The 16665-nt window shown below is 74.1% G+C and carries 15 protein-coding genes; 4 read left to right on the top strand and 11 right to left on the bottom strand.

Annotated features, from left to right (window positions below):
- Positions 1 to 2: 2 nt before the first annotated feature.
- Together FGW31_RS03855 and FGW31_RS03850 are read right to left on the bottom strand one after the other, a co-directional pair.
- A complete protein-coding gene (locus tag FGW31_RS03855) occupies positions 3 to 1133 on the bottom strand; it encodes a DMT family transporter (RefSeq protein ID WP_185907418.1) in 1131 nt (376 codons plus the stop codon).
- On the bottom strand, positions 1130 to 1927 hold the full coding sequence (locus FGW31_RS03850) for a phosphatase PAP2 family protein (protein WP_142191896.1): 798 nt from the start codon (positions 1925 to 1927) through the stop codon (positions 1130 to 1132). Before FGW31_RS03850 ends, FGW31_RS03855 begins: the two co-directional genes overlap by 4 nt.
- A gap of 210 nt (positions 1928 to 2137) precedes the next feature.
- On the opposite strand from FGW31_RS03850, the gene FGW31_RS03845 reads away from it, so the two are divergent.
- A complete protein-coding gene (locus tag FGW31_RS03845) occupies positions 2138 to 2803 on the top strand; it encodes a TetR/AcrR family transcriptional regulator (protein ID WP_142191895.1) in 666 nt (221 codons plus the stop codon).
- A 282-nt stretch (positions 2804 to 3085) separates the two neighbouring features.
- Here FGW31_RS03845 and FGW31_RS03840 read toward each other — a convergent pair whose 3' ends face one another.
- Complete coding sequence (locus FGW31_RS03840) at positions 3086 to 4054, bottom strand: DUF2510 domain-containing protein (protein WP_142191894.1); 969 nt, start codon at positions 4052 to 4054, stop codon at positions 3086 to 3088.
- Positions 4055 to 4311: 257 nt separating this feature from the next.
- On the opposite strand from FGW31_RS03840, the gene FGW31_RS03835 reads away from it, so the two are divergent.
- Positions 4312 to 6996 (top strand): ATP-binding protein, encoded by a 2685-nt coding sequence (locus FGW31_RS03835; protein ID WP_142191893.1) that lies wholly within the window; start codon positions 4312 to 4314, stop codon positions 6994 to 6996.
- A gap of 61 nt (positions 6997 to 7057) precedes the next feature.
- Here the strand turns inward: FGW31_RS03835 and pcaDC are convergent, their stop codons facing one another.
- The 6 genes from pcaDC to FGW31_RS03805 are packed head-to-tail and all read right to left on the bottom strand — an operon-like array spanning position 7058 to position 12296.
- The gene (gene pcaDC, locus FGW31_RS03830; RefSeq protein WP_142191892.1) at positions 7058 to 8185 is read right to left on the bottom strand and encodes a bifunctional 3-oxoadipate enol-lactonase/4-carboxymuconolactone decarboxylase PcaDC; all 1128 of its coding nucleotides are present in this window, start codon (positions 8183 to 8185) and stop codon (positions 7058 to 7060) included.
- Positions 8182 to 9513 (bottom strand): 3-carboxy-cis,cis-muconate cycloisomerase, encoded by a 1332-nt coding sequence (gene pcaB / locus FGW31_RS03825; RefSeq protein ID WP_142191891.1) that lies wholly within the window; start codon positions 9511 to 9513, stop codon positions 8182 to 8184. The genes pcaDC and pcaB overlap by 4 nt, the downstream gene beginning before the upstream one ends.
- The gene (pcaG, locus tag FGW31_RS03820) at positions 9510 to 10115 is read right to left on the bottom strand and encodes a protocatechuate 3,4-dioxygenase subunit alpha (protein WP_142191890.1); all 606 of its coding nucleotides are present in this window, start codon (positions 10113 to 10115) and stop codon (positions 9510 to 9512) included. The genes pcaB and pcaG overlap by 4 nt, the downstream gene beginning before the upstream one ends.
- A gap of 5 nt (positions 10116 to 10120) precedes the next feature.
- Positions 10121 to 10906, bottom strand: coding sequence for a protocatechuate 3,4-dioxygenase subunit beta (pcaH, locus tag FGW31_RS03815; RefSeq protein WP_142191889.1), 786 nt, complete (start codon positions 10904 to 10906; stop codon positions 10121 to 10123).
- Positions 10897 to 11541 (bottom strand): CoA transferase subunit B, encoded by a 645-nt coding sequence (locus tag FGW31_RS03810; RefSeq protein ID WP_142191888.1) that lies wholly within the window; start codon positions 11539 to 11541, stop codon positions 10897 to 10899. The genes pcaH and FGW31_RS03810 overlap by 10 nt, the downstream gene beginning before the upstream one ends.
- Complete coding sequence (locus FGW31_RS03805; protein WP_142191887.1) at positions 11541 to 12296, bottom strand: CoA transferase subunit A; 756 nt, start codon at positions 12294 to 12296, stop codon at positions 11541 to 11543. The genes FGW31_RS03810 and FGW31_RS03805 overlap by 1 nt, the downstream gene beginning before the upstream one ends.
- Before the next feature lie 180 nt (positions 12297 to 12476).
- On the opposite strand from FGW31_RS03805, the gene FGW31_RS03800 reads away from it, so the two are divergent.
- The gene (locus FGW31_RS03800) at positions 12477 to 12941 is read left to right on the top strand and encodes a MarR family winged helix-turn-helix transcriptional regulator (protein ID WP_142191886.1); all 465 of its coding nucleotides are present in this window, start codon (positions 12477 to 12479) and stop codon (positions 12939 to 12941) included.
- A 168-nt stretch (positions 12942 to 13109) separates the two neighbouring features.
- On the opposite strand, the gene FGW31_RS03795 is transcribed toward FGW31_RS03800, so the two are convergent.
- Positions 13110 to 14123 (bottom strand): DUF3048 domain-containing protein, encoded by a 1014-nt coding sequence (locus tag FGW31_RS03795; RefSeq protein WP_373303467.1) that lies wholly within the window; start codon positions 14121 to 14123, stop codon positions 13110 to 13112.
- Positions 14124 to 14320: 197 nt separating this feature from the next.
- Here FGW31_RS03795 and FGW31_RS03790 point away from each other — a divergent pair, with 197 nt between their 5' ends.
- Positions 14321 to 15511: a zinc-dependent alcohol dehydrogenase gene (locus FGW31_RS03790; RefSeq protein ID WP_142191885.1), complete on the top strand. Its 1191-nt coding sequence runs from the start codon at positions 14321 to 14323 to the stop codon at positions 15509 to 15511.
- A 22-nt stretch (positions 15512 to 15533) separates the two neighbouring features.
- Here FGW31_RS03790 and FGW31_RS03785 read toward each other — a convergent pair whose 3' ends face one another.
- Positions 15534 to 16601, bottom strand: a complete 1068-nt coding sequence (locus tag FGW31_RS03785) for an ATP-dependent DNA ligase (protein ID WP_142191884.1) — start codon at positions 16599 to 16601, stop codon at positions 15534 to 15536.
- Positions 16602 to 16665 lie beyond the last annotated feature (64 nt).

Raw genomic sequence — 16665 nt, 5'->3', positions numbered from 1 at the left:
GGTCAGGCGGCCGGCTCCGCCCGTCCCACCGCGTCCGCCGGACCGCCCGGCGCCGCCTCCGCCGCCCGGCGCCCGGACATCGGACGTCCCACCGGGCCCGCCCGGCCGACGACGACCGGGCGGCCCGCGGAAACGGCCCGGTCGACGCGGGCCACCTGTCCTGGGGCTGCCCTCACCGGGTCCGCCCCCGTCGGGATTGCCCTCATCGGGTCTGCTCCCGTCGGGTCCGCCCTCGTCGGGATTGCCCTCATCGGGTCCGCTCCCGCCGGGTGCGCTCCCGCGGGGGCCGTCCTTGTCCCGGGCGCCTGACCTGCCGAGGGTGCCGTCCGGGTCAGCAGGAGCACGCCGCGGGTGGCGAGGCCGGCGCCCGTCACGGCCAGCAGGACACCGGACGGGCCGGCGCGGAGGTGTTCGCCGAGGAGGGACAGGCCGATCACCGAGGCGGCCACCGGGTTGGCCAGGGTGACCACCGCGAGGGGTGCGCCCAGGCCGTCCCGGTACGCGGTCTGCGACAGCAGCAGTCCCGCGGCGGCGAAGGCCGCCACCAGCAGCGCCACCACGACCACCCGGAGGTCGAGCGGCGGCCCCGACCGGTCCGTCGCCGCGACCGTCACCGTCTGGGTGAGCGCCGAGGCCACGCCGGAGGCCACCCCGGACGCGGTCGCGTGCCGCAGCCCGGGCCGTGACCCCGGCCACGACAGCACACCGATCAGAGCCGCCGTGCCGCCCGTGACGACCAGCGCCTCCGGCACGCTCAGCGTGTCCTCAGGCGCCGGCCCGGACGCCGTGACCAGCACCGCCGTCAGACCCGCCAGGGTCCAGGCGGTGCCCCGCCACTCGGCCGCGCTCACCGGCCGGCCCGCGATGCGCGCACCCATGGGCACCGCGGCGACCAGAGTGAGCGCGCCGAGCGGCTGCACCACGGTGAGCGGGCCGAACGCGAGCGCCAGCACGTGCAGCAGCGCGGCCGAGGCGTTGAGCGCGACCGACCACCACCAGGCGCCGCTGCCGAGCAGCCGCAGCACGCCGGTGCCGGAGGTCCGCGCGGCGAGCCGTTCCTGGGTGACGGCGGCCGCCGCGTAGGCGACGGCCGAGACGAGGGAGAGCAGCACGGCCCACAGCACGGCGCTCACCGGCCCGCCCCCACCAGCGCCCGGTCCCGCGCCGGTGCCCGCCGGGTGGCCGGCCGTCCCGTCCCCGACGCCGTACGCCCCGGCGGTCGTGCCAGAGCCAGCGCGAGACCCAGCAGTGCCGTCGCCACCAGCGCGTCCAGCCAGAAGTGGTTCGCCGTGCCCACGATCACCAGCAGCGTCACCGCCGGATGCAGCAGCCACAGCCACCGCCACCGGGTCCGGGCGACGACGATCAGGCCGACGGCCACCATCAGCGCCCACCCGAAGTGCAGCGAGGGCATCGCCGCGAACTGGTTCGACAGCTGGTCCGTCCGCGGCGGCCCGTACACCGACGGCCCGTACAGCCGTGCCGTGTCGACCAGCCCCGTGGCGGGGAGGAGACGCGGCGGGGCCAGCGGAAACGTCAGGTGCAGCACCAGCGCCGCAGCGGTGACCGCCGCCAGGACCCGCCGCGCCCAGACGTAGTGGGCGGGGCGGCGCAGCCACAGCCAGACCAGGAAGACCGCCGTGGCCGGGAAGTGGACGGCCGCGTAGTAGGTGTTCGCGAGCTGCACCACCCCGTCCCCGTGCAGCAGCAGCGACTGCACCGCGCCCTCGCCGGGCAGGTGCAGCGCCCGCTCCAGGTCCCACACGTCCCGGCCGTTGCCCAGGGCCTCGCCGGTGTGGCCGGCCACCAGGCGGCGGCCGGCCTTGTAGAGCAGGAAGAGGCCCGTGACGAGCAGGAGTTCACGGACGAGCGGCGGGCGCTCCGGTGCGTCGGACCCGGCCGGTTCAGGCTCCTTGCGGGCATTCATCCCCCGGCCCTTTCGCTGGCGGTGGTGCGGTTCGGTGGTGCAGTCCGGTGGTGCGTGTACCGGCCCTCGTGCGGAACGGGACCGTGTATCGATACGCGACCGTACCGATACGCCAGTGTACCGATACGCTTCCGTATCGATACGAGCGCGTACCGGTACACTGGTGCACCGACCGATGTGCGCCTCACTCGAAGGACAGGAGCCCCGCCCATGACGTCGCAGGACGCGGACCGACCCGGGCAGGTCGGCACCTCGCGCCGCTCCAAGATCACGCCCGAGCGTGAGCGGGAGTTCTTCGACGCCGTGCTGGACCAGATCCGCGAGTGCGGCTACGACGCCGTGACGATGGAGGGCGTCGCCGCCAGCACGCGGTGCAGCAAGTCCACGCTCTACCGGCAGTGGCGCACCAAGCCCCAGTTCGTCGCCGCCGCCCTGCGCTCCAACCGGCAGGCGCGGTTCGCCCGCATCGACACCGGGAGCCTCGCCGGGGACCTGCGCGAGGCGGCACGCTGCGCGGGGGAGTGGTCACCCAAGGACGCCACCCTGCTGCAGGCGCTCGGGCACGCGGTCGTCCAGGACCGCGAACTGGCGCAGGCACTGCGCGAGGCCCTGGTCGATCCGGAGATCGCCGCGCTCCGGGACATCCTGCGGCGCGGTGTCGAGCGCGGCGAGGTCGACGCGGGGAACCCGGCGCTGGAGTACGTTTCGGCGCAGCTCTTCGGCGTGCTGCGGGTCCGCCCCGTACTGGACGGCCAGAACGCGGACCCCGACTACATGCTGCGGTTCGTGGAGGCCGCCGTACTGCCGGCGCTCGGCGTGGCACACGACTCCTCGCAGCACGGGACGCCCGACAGCACAGGAAGCGTCACCGCATGAGCCACGGCACATGAGACCGGGCGCATGAGACCTGGCGCGTGCGCCCGCGACACCGCGCATGCGCCGGGGACATCGCGCACGTGGCGCCCCGCACGGGGCGCCTCGCACCGACGCAGGTCACCGTTCCGGCACGACCGGACGGCGGCCTGACCGGCGCCGCACCGTGGGGACGGGCGCGGCGCCCGCCCCGTCCGGGTGGGGCACCCCTTGAGCGGAGGGGGTGTCCCGCCCGGGCGTTCTCCGCGAGCGGCGGACGCGTCCGGCGCCCGCCATCCGGACGCGTCAGACGTCCTGGCCCCGTCCGCTGCCCGACGCCACCTCGATGCCCTCGGTGATCTCGTCGAGAACGTCCTGCTTCTGGTCGGTGTCCACCCCGAAGCGCACCACGACGATCTGCTTCGGGTGCGCGGGGGAGGGGAAGGCGAGCGACTGGACGTAGCCGTCGGCGCCCTTCGCGGTCACCGCCTTCCAGCGCACCAGGTAGCCCTTCTGTCCGGCCACCGTCACCGCCTTCGAGGCCAGCACGTCGTGCGAGGTGATGCTTCCGTAGGAGTCACCGCCGTAACTCTCCTCGGCGTTGGCGGCGATGTCCGCCTTGGCGACCTCCTCGGCGGTCGTGCCCCGGGCGCCGAGCGCGAGCGCCGGCACCGAGTACGCCCCGCCCTTGGTGCAGGTCTTCGAGGTGTCGCCGGGACAGTCGTAGGAGTCCTCCGACGTCACCGCGGCACCCACCTCCAGCTCCTGCCCGTACCAGCCGTCCGGGATCGGCAGGCTGATGCCGCTCAGGCCGTCCGTCACCGACCCGCTCTCGATCCGCGGCGCCTCGGAACCGTCCTGCGGCTCCTCACCGCCGGAGTCCCCGTCCGGACCGCCGTCCCCACCGTCCGGCGCACCGCCGCCGTCGCGTCCGCCCGGCCCCTGCGAGGTCGTGGAACCACGGTCACCGCCGTCGTCCGTGAGCGCGTACACGCCCACACCGATGCTCGCCAGGACGGCGACGGCGACCGCCACGGCTATCCCGTTGCGCACCCGGTGCCCCCGGCCGGGCGGCGGCGCGGCGGGATACGCCGGGTAGGCCGGATACCCCGGTCCGGCCGCCGCGCCCGGCGCCGGCGGCGCCCAGGCGGCCGCCGACCCCGCCGGACGGACCTGGTCCGTCCAGGCAGCGCCGTCCCACCAGCGCTCGGTGGCCGGTCCGTCATTCGTCTGCCCGGGGTCGGGGTACCACCCGGGAGGAGTCACCTGCGTCATGCCCCCACCGTATGAGGCGTCGGTGAAAGCCGGATGAGAGAGCCCCCGTTCCGCGCCCGCCCGGTCCCCGTCCGCGCGACCCGTCCCCCGTCGATCGTCGACCGCCGAGTGCCAGGGTGGGCGCGAGTGCGCGTCGACCACCGGTACCCGTTGTCACCCGACACGGCAACACCTCGCCCGTCCGGCCACCACCGCGGTGACGGGGCCGCTAGGCTCGTGACCTGTACGTCGTTCGGGCGACTCGGGGAGGTAGCGGGATGACGGAGGTTCGGCCCCGGGCCGCCCTCTCGGCGGCCCTGTGGGAGCGTGACGACGAGGTCGCCGCCATCACACGGGCCGTGGACATCCTGTGCGCGGACCGCTCCTCACCCGGCAGCCTGCTGGTGCTCCGCGGCGAAGCCGGACTCGGCAAGACCGCGCTGCTCGCCGAGACCCGGCGCATCGCCGAACAGCGCGGCTGCACCGTGTGGTCCGCCCGCGGCGGCGAGACCCTGCGCACCGTCCCCTTCAACGTCGTCCGCCAACTCCTCCAGCCCGCACTGGTGTCGATGCTGCCGGAGGAGGTCCGTGAGTACCTCGGCGACTGGTACGACATCGCCGGCCCGGCCCTCGGCGTGGCGGACCCCGGCGACCGGCACGCCGACCCGCAGGGCGTGTGCGAGGGCCTGGTCGCCGCCGTGCGCCGGCTGGCCCGGCGGGACTGGCCGTTGGTCCTGCTCGTCGACGACGCCCACTGGGCCGACCAGGAAACGCTGTACTGGCTGGCCGAGTTCGCCGAGCGCCTGGCCGACCTGTCCGTCCTCGTCGTGGTCGCCCGGCGGCCCGGCGAGATCTCCGGGGCCGGCGCCCGGCACCTGGACGCCGTCGCCGCCGCGGCCGACCGCCCCGTCACCACCCTCAGCGCCCTCACTCCGGCCGCCACGGCCGGCCTCACCCGCGCCACGCTGGGCGACGACGCCGACGCCGCGTTCTGCCGCGAGGTGTGGGCCGTCACCGGCGGCAACCCCTACGAGACGGTCGAACTCCTCGCCAAGGTCCGCGACAGCGAACTCGAACCCGTCGAGGCCCACGCCGGTGAGCTGCGCGACCTGAACCGCTCCGCCCGCGGCGGCGGACTCGTCGCCCGCCTCGAACAACTCGGCATAGACGCCACCCGGTTCGCCTGGGCCGCCGCCATCCTCGGCAGCGACATCACCGTCGACCTCGTGGCCCGGCTCGCCACCCTCGACCACGACGACGCCGTCCGCTGCGCCGAACTCCTGCGCACCGCCCGCATCCTCACCCCTCCCGACCCGGCCACCGGCCGCACCGGGCCCGCCGACCTCGAATTCGTCCACCCCCTGATCGCCACCGCCGTCTACAACTCCATCCCCGACGCACTGCGCCGCGCCATGCACGGCATAGCCGCACGCATCGTCACCGACTCCGGGCGCGGTGCCGCGGCGGCCGCCCGCCACCTCCTCGAAGTGCACCCGGACGACGACGAGGAACTCGTGTGGCAGCTGCGCGAGGCCGCCCGCGAACACCTCGCCGTCGGCGCCCCGGACGCCGCCCGCCGCTGCCTGGAACGCGCCCTGGAGGAACCGCCGCGACCTGAGGTCCACGCGCAGGTCCTGTACGAACTGGGCTGTGCCACCTTCCTCACCGCGCCCGCCCGCACCATCGGCCATCTGCGCACCGCCCTCGGCATGCCGGGCCTCGACGGCGACCGGCGCGTGGACGCCGTGGTCCGCCTCTCCCAGGCACTGCTGCACAACGACCAACTGGAGGAGGCCGTCCGCACCGTCGAGGCGGAGGCGACCCGGCTGGAGCCCGGCCCCGCACAGATGCGGCTGCGGACCGTGCAGTTCATGTGGGAGGGCATCCACGCCGGCGAGGCCGCATCCCCCGGCCGCTCCGAGCGGCTGGCCGAACTCGCCGCCACCTGCACCGGCCGGGACAACTCCGAACGCGCGCTGCTCATGGTGCGCGGCTTCGACGCCATGATGCGCGGCGAGAACGCCGAGGAGATCGTCGAGATCTGCGACCGCGCCCTCGTCAACGGCCGCCTCGCGCCCGGCCTCGGCTGGACCGACTCCGAGTGGGGCGTCGAGCTGCTGCTGATGGTGGCCGACGCGTACGCCTACACCGACCGCCTCGACCGCGCCGAAAGCCTCTACAACGAGGCCCTGCACGCCTACGACACGGCGGGTTGGGGCGGCGGCCATCTGGCCCTGGCCCACGCCTACGTGGGACTCGGGCACCGCAGGCGGGGCCGGCTGACGGAGGCGGAGGCGTCACTGCGCGAGTCCCTGCGCCTGGCCGAACGCGTCGGCCGCGGACTGCCCCTGTACTGGACGGCGACCTGCAACCTCGTCGACACCCTGCTCGCCCGCGGTCATGTCGACGAAGCCTGGGAGGTGGCCGAACGGCACGGCTTCGCACCGCCGTACCCGTCCACCATCGTGCTGCCCGACCCGCGTTCCGTGCGGGGCCGGCTGCTGCTGGCCGTCGGCCGCACCAAGGAGGGGATCAACGAACTGGAGGCGGCGGAGAAGGCGGCCGCCGCCCGCGGCCACCACAACCCCGTGCACGTCTTCTGGGCCGCCGACCTCGCCCGCGCCCTCGCCACCGAGGACCCCGCCCGCGCGGCCCGGCTGGCCCTCGACGTCCGCCGGAACGCCGAGCGCTTCGGCACGGACACCGCTCTGGGAGAGGCCCTGCGGGTCGCCGCCGCCCTGGAGACCGGCCGGCGCGCGGTCGGCCTCGCCGCCCAGGCCGTCACCCACCTGGAGTCCTCGCCCTGCCAGTACGAACACGCCGCCGCCCGCGTCGAGTACGGGATCCTCGCCCGCTCCGTGCCCGACCTGGAGCGCGGCCTGGCGCTGGCCCGGTCGTGCGGCGCGGACGGCCTGGTGCGGCGGGCCCGGGCGGAGCTGGAGTCGGCCTCGGAACCCCGGTGACCCTCCAGGGCCTGTCGTTCGGATCGTCCCGGTGCCGCGGGGCCGATCCGAAGGACGGACCCTAGGACCCGGCCCCGGCCTCCTCGGCCAGCACCCGCTGCGCCGTCGCGAACGCCGAGTTCGCCGCCGGCACCCCGCAGTACACGGCCGTCTGCAACAGCACCGCTCCGATCTCCTCCGGCGTCAGACCGTTGCGCAGGGCCGCCCGGACGTGCATCGCCAGTTCGTCGTGGTGGCCGTGCGCGACCAGCGCCGTGAGAGTGATCATGCTGCGCTCGCGGCGGGTCAGCGTCGGGTCGGTCCAGACCTCGCCCCAGGCGTAGCGGGCGATGAAGTCCTGGAACCGCGCCGTGAACGGCGTCTGCCGCGCCTGCGCACGGTCCACGTGCGCATCGCCCAGCACCTCGCGCCGGACCTCCATGCCGCGGCGGGCGGCCCCGTCGAAGTGCGCCCGCAACGCGGTCAGCACCGCCTCCGGGCGTTGCGCGGGCGCCAGATGCGAGGCGCCGGGAACCTCCACGAGCGCGGCGCCCGGAACCGCGTCCGCGATCTGCCGCAGATGCTCGGGCGGTGTCGCCGGGTCCTCCCGGCCGGCCACCAGCAGCGTCGGCACCGAGATCTCCGCCAGCCGCTCCCGCAGATCGAACGCGGCCAGCGCGTCGCAGCAGGCGGCGTACGCCTCCGGATCCGCGTCCCGGTGATCGCGTACCAGCTCCGGCACGGTGAACCCGGACGTGAACCAGCGGGCGTCCGCGCCCGCCGCGAGCCCGGCCAGCCCCTCGCGCCGCACCAGCGCGGCCCGCTCCTGCCACGGCTTCGATCCGTTGAAGTGCGCCGAGGAACAGATCACGGCCAGCGACGACACGCGTTCCGGATGGTGCACGGCAAGGTGCAGTCCCACCGCGCCGCCCAGCGAGACGCCCGCGTACGCGAACCGCTCGACGCCGAGCGCGTCGGCCAGCGCGAGCACCAGGGCGGCGAGGTCACCGACGGTCGCACCGGCGCCGATCAGCCCCGCCGGCGAGCCGCCGTGCCCGGGCAGGTCCCAGCGGACCACCCGGTGCGCGCTCGACAGCTCGGGCGCCACCCGGTCCCACAGGGCGTACGAGGTGCCGAGTGACGGACCGAGCAGCAGCGCGGGAGCGGAGGCGGGGCCCTCGGCACGGTGGTGGAGGAGAGGATCGGTCACGGTCGCTCCAGGGCACGGTCGGTGAGCACACCGGCGGAGCCGGTGCAGCGGGCGGGATCGCCGGCAGCGGAGAGGTCGAGGTCCTTCAACTCGTCCTCGGCGGCGAGCAGTTCGCCGAGCTCGCGGCCCTCCTCGTGTGCCCGCCGGGAGAGCCGCGTCAGCAGCTCCTTCGCGCGGGCGCGGCCCAGCACGGGCGTCAGCTCGGCCGACAGCCGCTCGGAGACGATCAAGCCGTGGGTGAGCCCGAGGTGTTCGCGCATCCGGTCCGGGAACACCCGCAGGGTCCCGGTGAGTTCGGCGGCGTCCCGAGCGGCACCGCCGACCAGGCGCAGCAGGTCCCGCAGCGGCTCCCACTCGGCGTGCCAGGCCCCGGCCGGCCGCTCGTCCTCGGCGGCCAGCGAGCCGTACAGGGTGGCGGCGAGCAGCGGTGCGCGCCGCGCCGCCGCCGCGATCAGGGTGGCGCGCACCGGGTTCGCCTTGTGCGGCATCGCCGAGGAACCTCCGGCGCCGCCGTCGGCGACCTCCGCGATCTCCGTGCGGGACAGCGTGAGGACGTCCGCCGCGAGCTTGCCCAGCGCGCCCGCGGTGAAGGCGAGCGCACCGGCGAGGTCGGCGACGGGTGTGCGCAGTGTGTGCCAGGGCAACAGTGGTGCGCGCAGGCCGAGTTCGGCCGCGTAGGCGGCGGGCAGCGCGGTCGCGTCGTCCGCCCCGTACGCGGTGAAGGCGGCCAGCGTGCCCGCCGCGCCGCCGAGTTGGGCGGGCAGCGAGTTCCGTACCGCCGTCACCCGGTCCCGGGCGTCCAGCACCAGCGACCGCCAGCCGGCCGCCTTCAGCCCGAACGTCGTCGGCACGGCGTGCTGGGTGAGCGTACGGCCCGGCATCGGGGTGTCACGGTGCTCGGCGGCCAGCCCGGCCAGGGCCCGCTGACAGCGGTCGAGGTCGGTCAGGGCCGGGCCCAGGGCGCGGTGGGCGACCAGCATCAGCGCCGAGTCCACGATGTCCTGGCTGGTCGCACCCCGGTGCACGTACGGGCCGTGGTCCTCGCCGGCCGCCCGGGTCAGGTCCGCGACCAGCGGGATCACCGGATTGCCGCCGCCGCGGGCCCGTTCGGCGAGGGAGGCGATGTCGAAACGGCCGGGGTCGGCCGCCTCCGTCACCGCCTGCGCGGCCTCAGCCGGGACGAGGCTCAGGCCGGCCTGGGCCCGGGTCAGGGCGGCCTCCGCGTCGAGCAGCGCCCGCAGGAACGCCGCGTCGCCGGTCTCGGCGGCGGCCGGGGACGCGGTCCACCCGGGGGCGAGTAGACCGGTGTCGGAATCGGCTGATGTCACTGGAACTCCAGGAAGACCGTCTCGCCTTCGCCCTGAAGGCGGATGTCGAAACGGTACGTGCCCTCGCCCTCGGCGCCCGCGACCAGCGTGTCGCGGCGGTCCGCGGCGAGCCGGGACAGCAACGGATCGGACGCCAGTACCGTCCCGTCGTCCGGAAGGTAGATCCGGGTGAACAGGTGCACCAGCAGGCCCCGCGCGAACACGCACACACCGAGGTACGGTGCGCTGCGGCCGCGCGCCCTGGGCCGCAGCGTGCGCACGTACCAGTGGCCGTCGGCGTCGGTCTGGACGCGGCCGAAGCCGGTGAACTCCACGCCGTTGCGGCCGAGGAAACCGCCGCTCGCCGGGTCCCGCCGCATCGAGCCGTCCGCCGTCGGCACGCGGCCCTCCGGGTCCGGTCCCCACACCTCCAGCAGCGCGTCCGGCAGCGGCCGGCCCTCACCGTCGTACACGTACCCGTGCACGGTCACGCTGTCCGGGTGCCCGAGCGGGGCGATGTCCTCGCCGCCGCGGAACGGCAGCGCGTGGCCGTAGAACGGGCCGACGGTGTGCGAGGGAGTGGGCAGCGCGCTCTGCGGGCCACCCGTGTCGGTCGTCGTCATCCTGGTCAGCGCCCTTCTTCCGTCCAGGTGGCGCGCGGCCCGTCGAGCACGATGTCCCAGCGGTAGCCGAGCGAGAACTCCGGCACCGACAGGCTGTGGTCGTAGGCCGCGACCAGCCGCTGCCGCGCCGCGTCGTCGGTCACGGACTGCAGGATCGGGTCGTACGGGAACAGCGGGTCGTGGGGGAAGTACATCTGCGTCACCAGCCGTTGGGTGAACGCGGAGCCGAACACGGAGAAGTGGATGTGCGCCGGACGCCAGGCGCCCACATGGTTGCGCCACGGGTAGGGGCCCGGCCGGACGGTCGTGAACCGGTAGTGGCCGTCCGTGTCGGTGAGGGTGCGGCCCACCCCGGTGAAGTGGGGGTCGAGCGGCGCGTCGTGCTGCTCGCGCCGGTGGGCGTACCGCCCGGCCGCGTTGGCCTGCCAGATCTCCACCAGTTGCCCGCGCACCGGGCGGCCGTCGCGGTCCAGCAGCCGCCCGGAGACGGTGATGCGTTCACCGATGGGCTCACCGGTGTGCTGCCGGGTGAGGTCGTTGTCGACCTCGGTGATGTCGCGTTCCCCGAACGCCGGGGAGGACAGCTCGATCAGCTCCGGGTCCTGCGACACGTCGATGGCGACCAGCGGCTGCCGGGGGTGGCGCAGTACCGAGGAGCGGTACGGCCGGTAGTCCCGGCGCGGATGGTGCTCGACGGGCGCGCCGTCGGCGACCCGCTTCTCGTACGCGGCGTGCGCGGCCGCGATCTCCTCGTCGATGTCGGCCTGCGTCAGCACGTCGGTCACAACCATCCCTCCCCCGGGATGAGTTCGGCTCCGGTTCTGGTGGTGACGTCCTCGACGGTCACGCCGGGTGCGGTCTCGACGAGGACGAGCCCGTCGTCGGTGACGTCGAGGACACCGAGGTCGGTGACGATCCGGTCCACGCACGCCCGGCCGGTCAGCGGCAGCGTGCACTCCTCGACGATCTTCGGTGTGCCGTCCTTCGCGGTGTGCGTCATCACCACGATCACCCGGCGCGCCCCGTGCACCAGGTCCATCGCCCCGCCGATCCCGGTCACCAGCCTGCCCGGCACCGCCCAGTTGGCCAGATCACCGGCCGCGGACACCTGCATCGCACCGAGAACCGCGACATCGATGTGCCCGCCGCGGATCATCGCGAACGACAACGCCGAGTCGAAGAAGGAAGCACCCGGCACAACGGTCACGGTCTCCTTCCCGGCATTGATCAGATCCGGGTCCACCGCGTCCTCCGCCGGATACGGGCCCGTGCCGAGGATGCCGTTCTCCGACTCCAGGACCACCTCCACCCCGGCCGGAAGATGATTCGGGATCAGCGTCGGCAGACCGATGCCGAGGTTGACGTACTGGCCGTCCTCCAGCTCCCGGCCCGCACGCGCCGCCATCTCCTGGCGTGTCCAGGCCATCAGCCGCTCACCGTCCGCCGCTCGATCCGCTTGTCCGCCGCCTGCTCCGGCGTGAGCACCACCACCCGCTGCACGAAGATCCCCGGCAGATGCACCGCGTCCGGATCCAGCCCGCCCGGCTCCACCAGCTCCTCCACCTCCGCGACCGTCACCCGCCCCGCCATCGCCGCCAGCGGATTGAAGTTCCGGGCCGACTTGCCGAACACCAGATTCCCGTGCCGGTCCCCCCGCGCCGCCCGCACCAGCGCGAAATCCGTCCGGATCCCCCGCTCCAGCACGTACGAGGTGCCGTCGAACTCCCGCACCTCCTTCGGCGGCGACGCCACCGCCACCCCGCCCGCACCGTCGTACCGCCACGGCAGCCCGCCCCCGGCGACCTGCGTGCCCACCCCCGCCGGCGTGTAGAACGCCGGTATCCCCGCACCACCGGCCCGCAGCCGCTCCGCCAGCGTGCCCTGCGGAATCAGCTCCACCTCCAGCTCACCGGCCAGATACTGCCGCGCGAACTCCTTGTTCGCCCCGATGTAGGAACCCGTCACCCGCGCGATCCGCCCGGCCGCCAGCAGCACCGCAAGGCCCGACTCCAGCGCACCGCAGTTGTTCGACACCACCGACAGCCCACCCACACCCCGCTCGTACAACGCCCCGATGAGCACGTCCGGCACACCACTCAGCCCGAAACCACCCACCGCAAGCGACGCACCCTCCGGCACATCCGCCACCGCCTCCGCGGCCGACGCCACCACCTTGTCCATCCGTGGAACCGTCCCTCCCAGCCGACCCGGCCCAATTAGTCAGGGCACTGAGTATTTACACGGGGTGGCGCACCTGTCCAGTATTCTTCGGCACACAGAAAAAAATCAGTGCACCGACAGATGCCGGTGCACTGGTGCACTGGTGCACTGACGACGACGACAACGACCGTGGGAGCGCGCATGGCCGCCGTGGACCTCACCACCCACCCCGGGCATCTGGCCCGGCGGCTCCAGCAGGCGCACTACCTGCTGTGGAACACGATGGTCTCCGAGGAGATCACCTCACCGCAGTTCGCGGTCCTCAACACGCTCGTCGCGGAACCGGGGCTGGACCAGCGCACCGTGGGGGAGCGGGTCGGCCTCGACCGGTCCACCATCGCCGAGGTGATCGGCCGGCTCATCCGGCGCGGTCTGCTGGACAAGGTCCGCGACCCCCAGGACGGCCGCCGCTTCCTGCTGCGCCTCACCGACGAAGGGATGCGCACCCACCGCAGGCTGACCGTGCGCACGGCCCGCATGAACCAGGTCTTCCTCGCCCCGCTCGACCCCGGCGAGCAGGCGGTTTTCATCGAACTGATGCGACGCGTGGCGGACGCGGCGGAGGGCCTGCGCGACCCCGCCCCGGCCCCCACCGCCGCCCACTGACCCGCGTCCCCGCACCGGCCACCGCCGCCCACTGACCCGCAACACCCCCGCACCGGCCCCTCCGCAACCCGCCGACCCGTGCCTCGGCAACCGGCCCTTCCACCGCCCGCCGACCCCGCCCCGCCCCCGCCGCGAGCGCTGACCGGCGACCGCGCCCCGGCGGGCCGCTCAGGACGCCTTCGCGTACACCACCCACACCTGACCGCGCGCGAAGTTCATCCGCTCGCCGGAGCCGGTGGTGAAGGTCGTGCCGTCCTCGGCGTTCGGACGGTCCCAGCGCGCCTCGTACGCGCGTCCGCCGCGCAGCACGGTGGCCTCGCCGGAACCCACCGTCTCCGTGTACGGGGTGTTGTTGCCGAGGAAGTCCTGGAAGTCCGACCGGCGCACCGTCACGTACTGCACGACGACCGTCGCGGGCGCCAGTCGCTCGCCCTCCGTGGTGAGTGCGGGGGCGCCGTCCATCGAGACCAGCCAGCGGTCGCGGGCGTCCGACCAGGTGAAGGTGTAGCGGGCCGCCGGGTAGCGCACCGTGAGCGCGTCCTCGGGCACACCGGCCGCCGGGGGCCGGCCGAAGCGGAAGCCGGTGGTCAGGGCGGCCGGGCCGGGCGGCTCGTCCTGCACCCGCCCGGGCCGCAGATACAGGTTGTACGGGGCGGGGCGGCCGGCGTCCCGCACGAAGGCACCGGGCGCCGACTCGGGCGTCACCGCATCCAGCGGCGCCCGGTCGATCAGCGGCAGCAGCTTGCCCTGCGCCCCGGAGAAGGCAAGCACCGGCCGGCCGAACTGGCGCAGCAGTTCCAGGTCCGACTCCCGTGCGCTGCGCACCGGCCCGACGGAGTCCGGGAGCCGGCTCGCGTACACCGCCATCAGCCGGCTCATCCCGCCCTCGACCTGTTCGACGTACACCACGTCCGCCTGCGTCAGGCCCGTGTGGGGCCGGGCCGCGCGGGCGTTGTCGATCTTCACGGCGAGCACCGGAGCACCGTCCGGTGTGCCAGGACCGGACTCCCGGGGCTCGCGCGGCTGCGACGACTGGCGGGGCGAGCCGCGCCCGTCGTCGTCCGGCCCGTCCGACATCGTGCAGCCCGCCGCCAGACCGGCCGCCGTCACGGCGGCCAGCAGCACCCTCGCCGCCGTGCCGCGCCGGGTGCGCGTCCTTCGTGCTCTGCCCACCGTCGCCACCGCGCCTGCCTCATGTCATCAGATGTCTTGATTGTGCGCTCTTCTGATCGTTGCTGGCCACAGTCGATCGGCGGTGGTCCCGCGCGGTGCGTTCCGCCGATCGGCCCAGCGCCGCGCGGTTCGGCCGGACGGCCCTCGGGTACCCGGACGCCCACCGCACGAGCGACACACCGGCAGCACGGAGGGAGCGGGCGGAGATGAGGGCACTGACCTGGCAGGGAAAGCGGAACGTACGGGTGGAGAACGTGCCCGACCCGCGGATCGAGGAGCCGACCGACGCGATCATCCGCATCACCTCCACCGGGCTGTGCGGATCCGATCTGCACCTGTACGAGGTCCTCACCCCGTTCATGACGCCGGGCGACATCCTCGGACACGAACCGATGGGGATCGTCGAGGAGGTCGGCGCGGCCGTGCCGGACCTCCAGGTCGGCGACCGGGTCGTGGTGCCGTTCCAGATCGCCTGCGGCAACTGCTGGATGTGCCTGACCGGGCTGCCCACCCAGTGCGAGACCACCCAGGTCAGCGCCGAGGGCATGGGCGCGGCCCTGTTCGGCTACACCCGCCTGTACGGCGCGGTGCCCGGCGCCCAGGCCGAGTACCTGCGCGTCCCCCAGGCCCAGTACGGCCCCATCAAGGTCCCCGAGGGACCGCCCGACGACCGGTTCGTCTACCTCTCCGACGTGCTGCCCACCGCCTGGCAGGCGGTCGCCTACGCCGGCGTTCCGCAGGGCGGCAGCGTCGCCGTGCTCGGCCTCGGCCCCATCGGCGACATGGCCTGCCGCGTCGCGCAGGTCAAGGGCGCCGGGCGGGTGTTCGGCGTGGACCTGGTGCCCGAGCGGCTGCGCCGGGCCCGCGAACGCGGCGTGGAGACCTTCGACCTGCGCTCCTTCGACGACGAGAAGGAACTCGTCGCCGCGATCCGCGACCAGACCGACGGCCGCGGCCCCGACGCCGTGATCGACGCCGTCGGCACCGAGGCCCACGGCAGCGCGGCGGCCCGCATGGTGCAGAACGCCTCCGCGCTGCTGCCCAGGAAACTCAGCGGCCCGATGGCGGAACGCTTCAGCGTCGACCGGCTCGCCGCCCTGCACACCGCCATCGAACTGGTGCGCCGCGGCGGCACCGTGTCCGTCGTCGGCGTCTACGGCGGCATGGCCGACCCGATGCCCATGCTCACCCTGTTCGACAAGCAGATCCAGATGCGCATGGGCCAGGCGAACGTACGCCGCTGGAGCGACGAGATCATCCCCTACCTCACCGACGAGGACCCGCTCGGCGTCGACGACTTCGCCACCCACCGCGTGCCGCTCGCCGACGCACCGCAGGCCTACGAGATGTTCCAGAACAAGCGGGACGGCGCCGTCAAGGTGCTGATGCAGCCCTGACCCCGCCGACACGTACCGCGGTTCAGGGCCCGCCGAGGATCTCGGCCAGGTCGTAGCGGACCGGCTCCTCCAACTGCGCGTAGGTGCAGCTCTCCGGGGTGCGGTCCGGACGCCAGCGACGGAAACGGGCAGTGTGCCGGAAACGCTGCCCGTTCTCCATGTGGTCGTACGCCACCTCCGCCACCCGCTCCGGACGCAGCGGCACCCACGACAGGTCCTTCCGCCCCGACCAGCGGCTCGGCGCGCCCGGCAGCCGCGCCGTCTCGTGCGCCGCCTCGTCCGCCCAGGCCGCCCACGGATGACCCGACACGTCGTCCATGCGCAGCGGCTCCAGCTCCTCGACCAGCTCCGCGCGCCGCTTCATGGAGAACGCGGCCGACACACCGACGTGCTGGAGGGCGCCGCCCCGGTCGTAAAGGCCCAGCAGCAGCGAGCCCACGACCGGGCCGCTCTTGTGCAGGCGGTACCCGGCGACGACCACGTCCGCCGTCCGCTCGTGCTTGACCTTGAACATGGCGCGCTCGTCCTGCCGGTACCGCAGGTCCAGCGGCTTGGCGATCACCCCGTCGAGACCGGCCCCCTCGTACTGCTCGAACCACCCCCGCGCCACCTCGACATCGGTCGTCGCCGGCGCCACGTGCACCGGAGGAGTGACTCCCTCCAGCGCCCGGGCCAGCAACGCCCGCCGGTCGGTCAGCGGCACGTCCAGCAGCGACTCGTCCGCCAGCGCCAGCAGGTCGAACGCGACGAACGAGGCCGGGGTGCGCTCCGCGAGCATCCGCACCCGTGAGTCCGCCGGGTGGATGCGCTCGGTGAGCGCGTCGAAGTCCAGATGCCCCTCCCGCGCGATGACGATCTCCCCGTCCACCACGCACCGCTCGGGCAGCCGCTCCCGCACCGCCTCCACCAGCTCCGGGAAGTACCTGGTCAGCGGCTTCCCGGTACGGCTGCCCAGCTCCACCTCGGCGCCGTCACGGAACACGATCGCCCGGAAGCCGTCCCACTTCGCCTCGTACTGCATGCCGGGCGGGATGCTCGCCACGGACTTGGCGAGCATCGGCTTCACGGGTGGCATGACGGGCAGATCCATGCTCCGACTGTAGGAGCGCACCGGGAGGACCGCCTGCCGAGCGCCGGGCGACCGACACCGAGGT

Origin of the sequence: Streptomyces calvus, assembly GCF_006782915.1 — a bacterium.
GTDB classification, from domain to species: Bacteria; Actinomycetota; Actinomycetes; order Streptomycetales; family Streptomycetaceae; genus Streptomyces; species Streptomyces calvus.
This window is presented reverse-complemented; position numbering and strand designations above follow the sequence as displayed.

Bases quoted from the DNA above. Each gene is read 5' to 3' on its own strand.
- FGW31_RS03790 (WP_142191885.1), top strand. From the start codon at position 14,321: ATGAGGGCACTGACCTGGCAGGGAAAGCGGAACGTACGGGTGGAGAAC.
- FGW31_RS03840 (WP_142191894.1), bottom strand. From the start codon at position 4,054: ATGACGCAGGTGACTCCTCCCGGGTGGTACCCCGACCCCGGGCAGACG.
- FGW31_RS03785 (WP_142191884.1), bottom strand. From the start codon at position 16,601: ATGGATCTGCCCGTCATGCCACCCGTGAAGCCGATGCTCGCCAAGTCC.
- pcaH (WP_142191889.1), bottom strand. From the start codon at position 10,906: ATGGTTGTGACCGACGTGCTGACGCAGGCCGACATCGACGAGGAGATC.
- pcaG (WP_142191890.1), bottom strand. From the start codon at position 10,115: ATGACGACGACCGACACGGGTGGCCCGCAGAGCGCGCTGCCCACTCCC.
- FGW31_RS03835 (WP_142191893.1), top strand. From the start codon at position 4,312: ATGACGGAGGTTCGGCCCCGGGCCGCCCTCTCGGCGGCCCTGTGGGAG.
- FGW31_RS03800 (WP_142191886.1), top strand. From the start codon at position 12,477: ATGGCCGCCGTGGACCTCACCACCCACCCCGGGCATCTGGCCCGGCGG.
- FGW31_RS03850 (WP_142191896.1), bottom strand. From the start codon at position 1,927: ATGAATGCCCGCAAGGAGCCTGAACCGGCCGGGTCCGACGCACCGGAG.
- FGW31_RS03805 (WP_142191887.1), bottom strand. From the start codon at position 12,296: ATGGACAAGGTGGTGGCGTCGGCCGCGGAGGCGGTGGCGGATGTGCCG.
- FGW31_RS03810 (WP_142191888.1), bottom strand. From the start codon at position 11,541: ATGGCCTGGACACGCCAGGAGATGGCGGCGCGTGCGGGCCGGGAGCTG.
- FGW31_RS03845 (WP_142191895.1), top strand. From the start codon at position 2,138: ATGACGTCGCAGGACGCGGACCGACCCGGGCAGGTCGGCACCTCGCGC.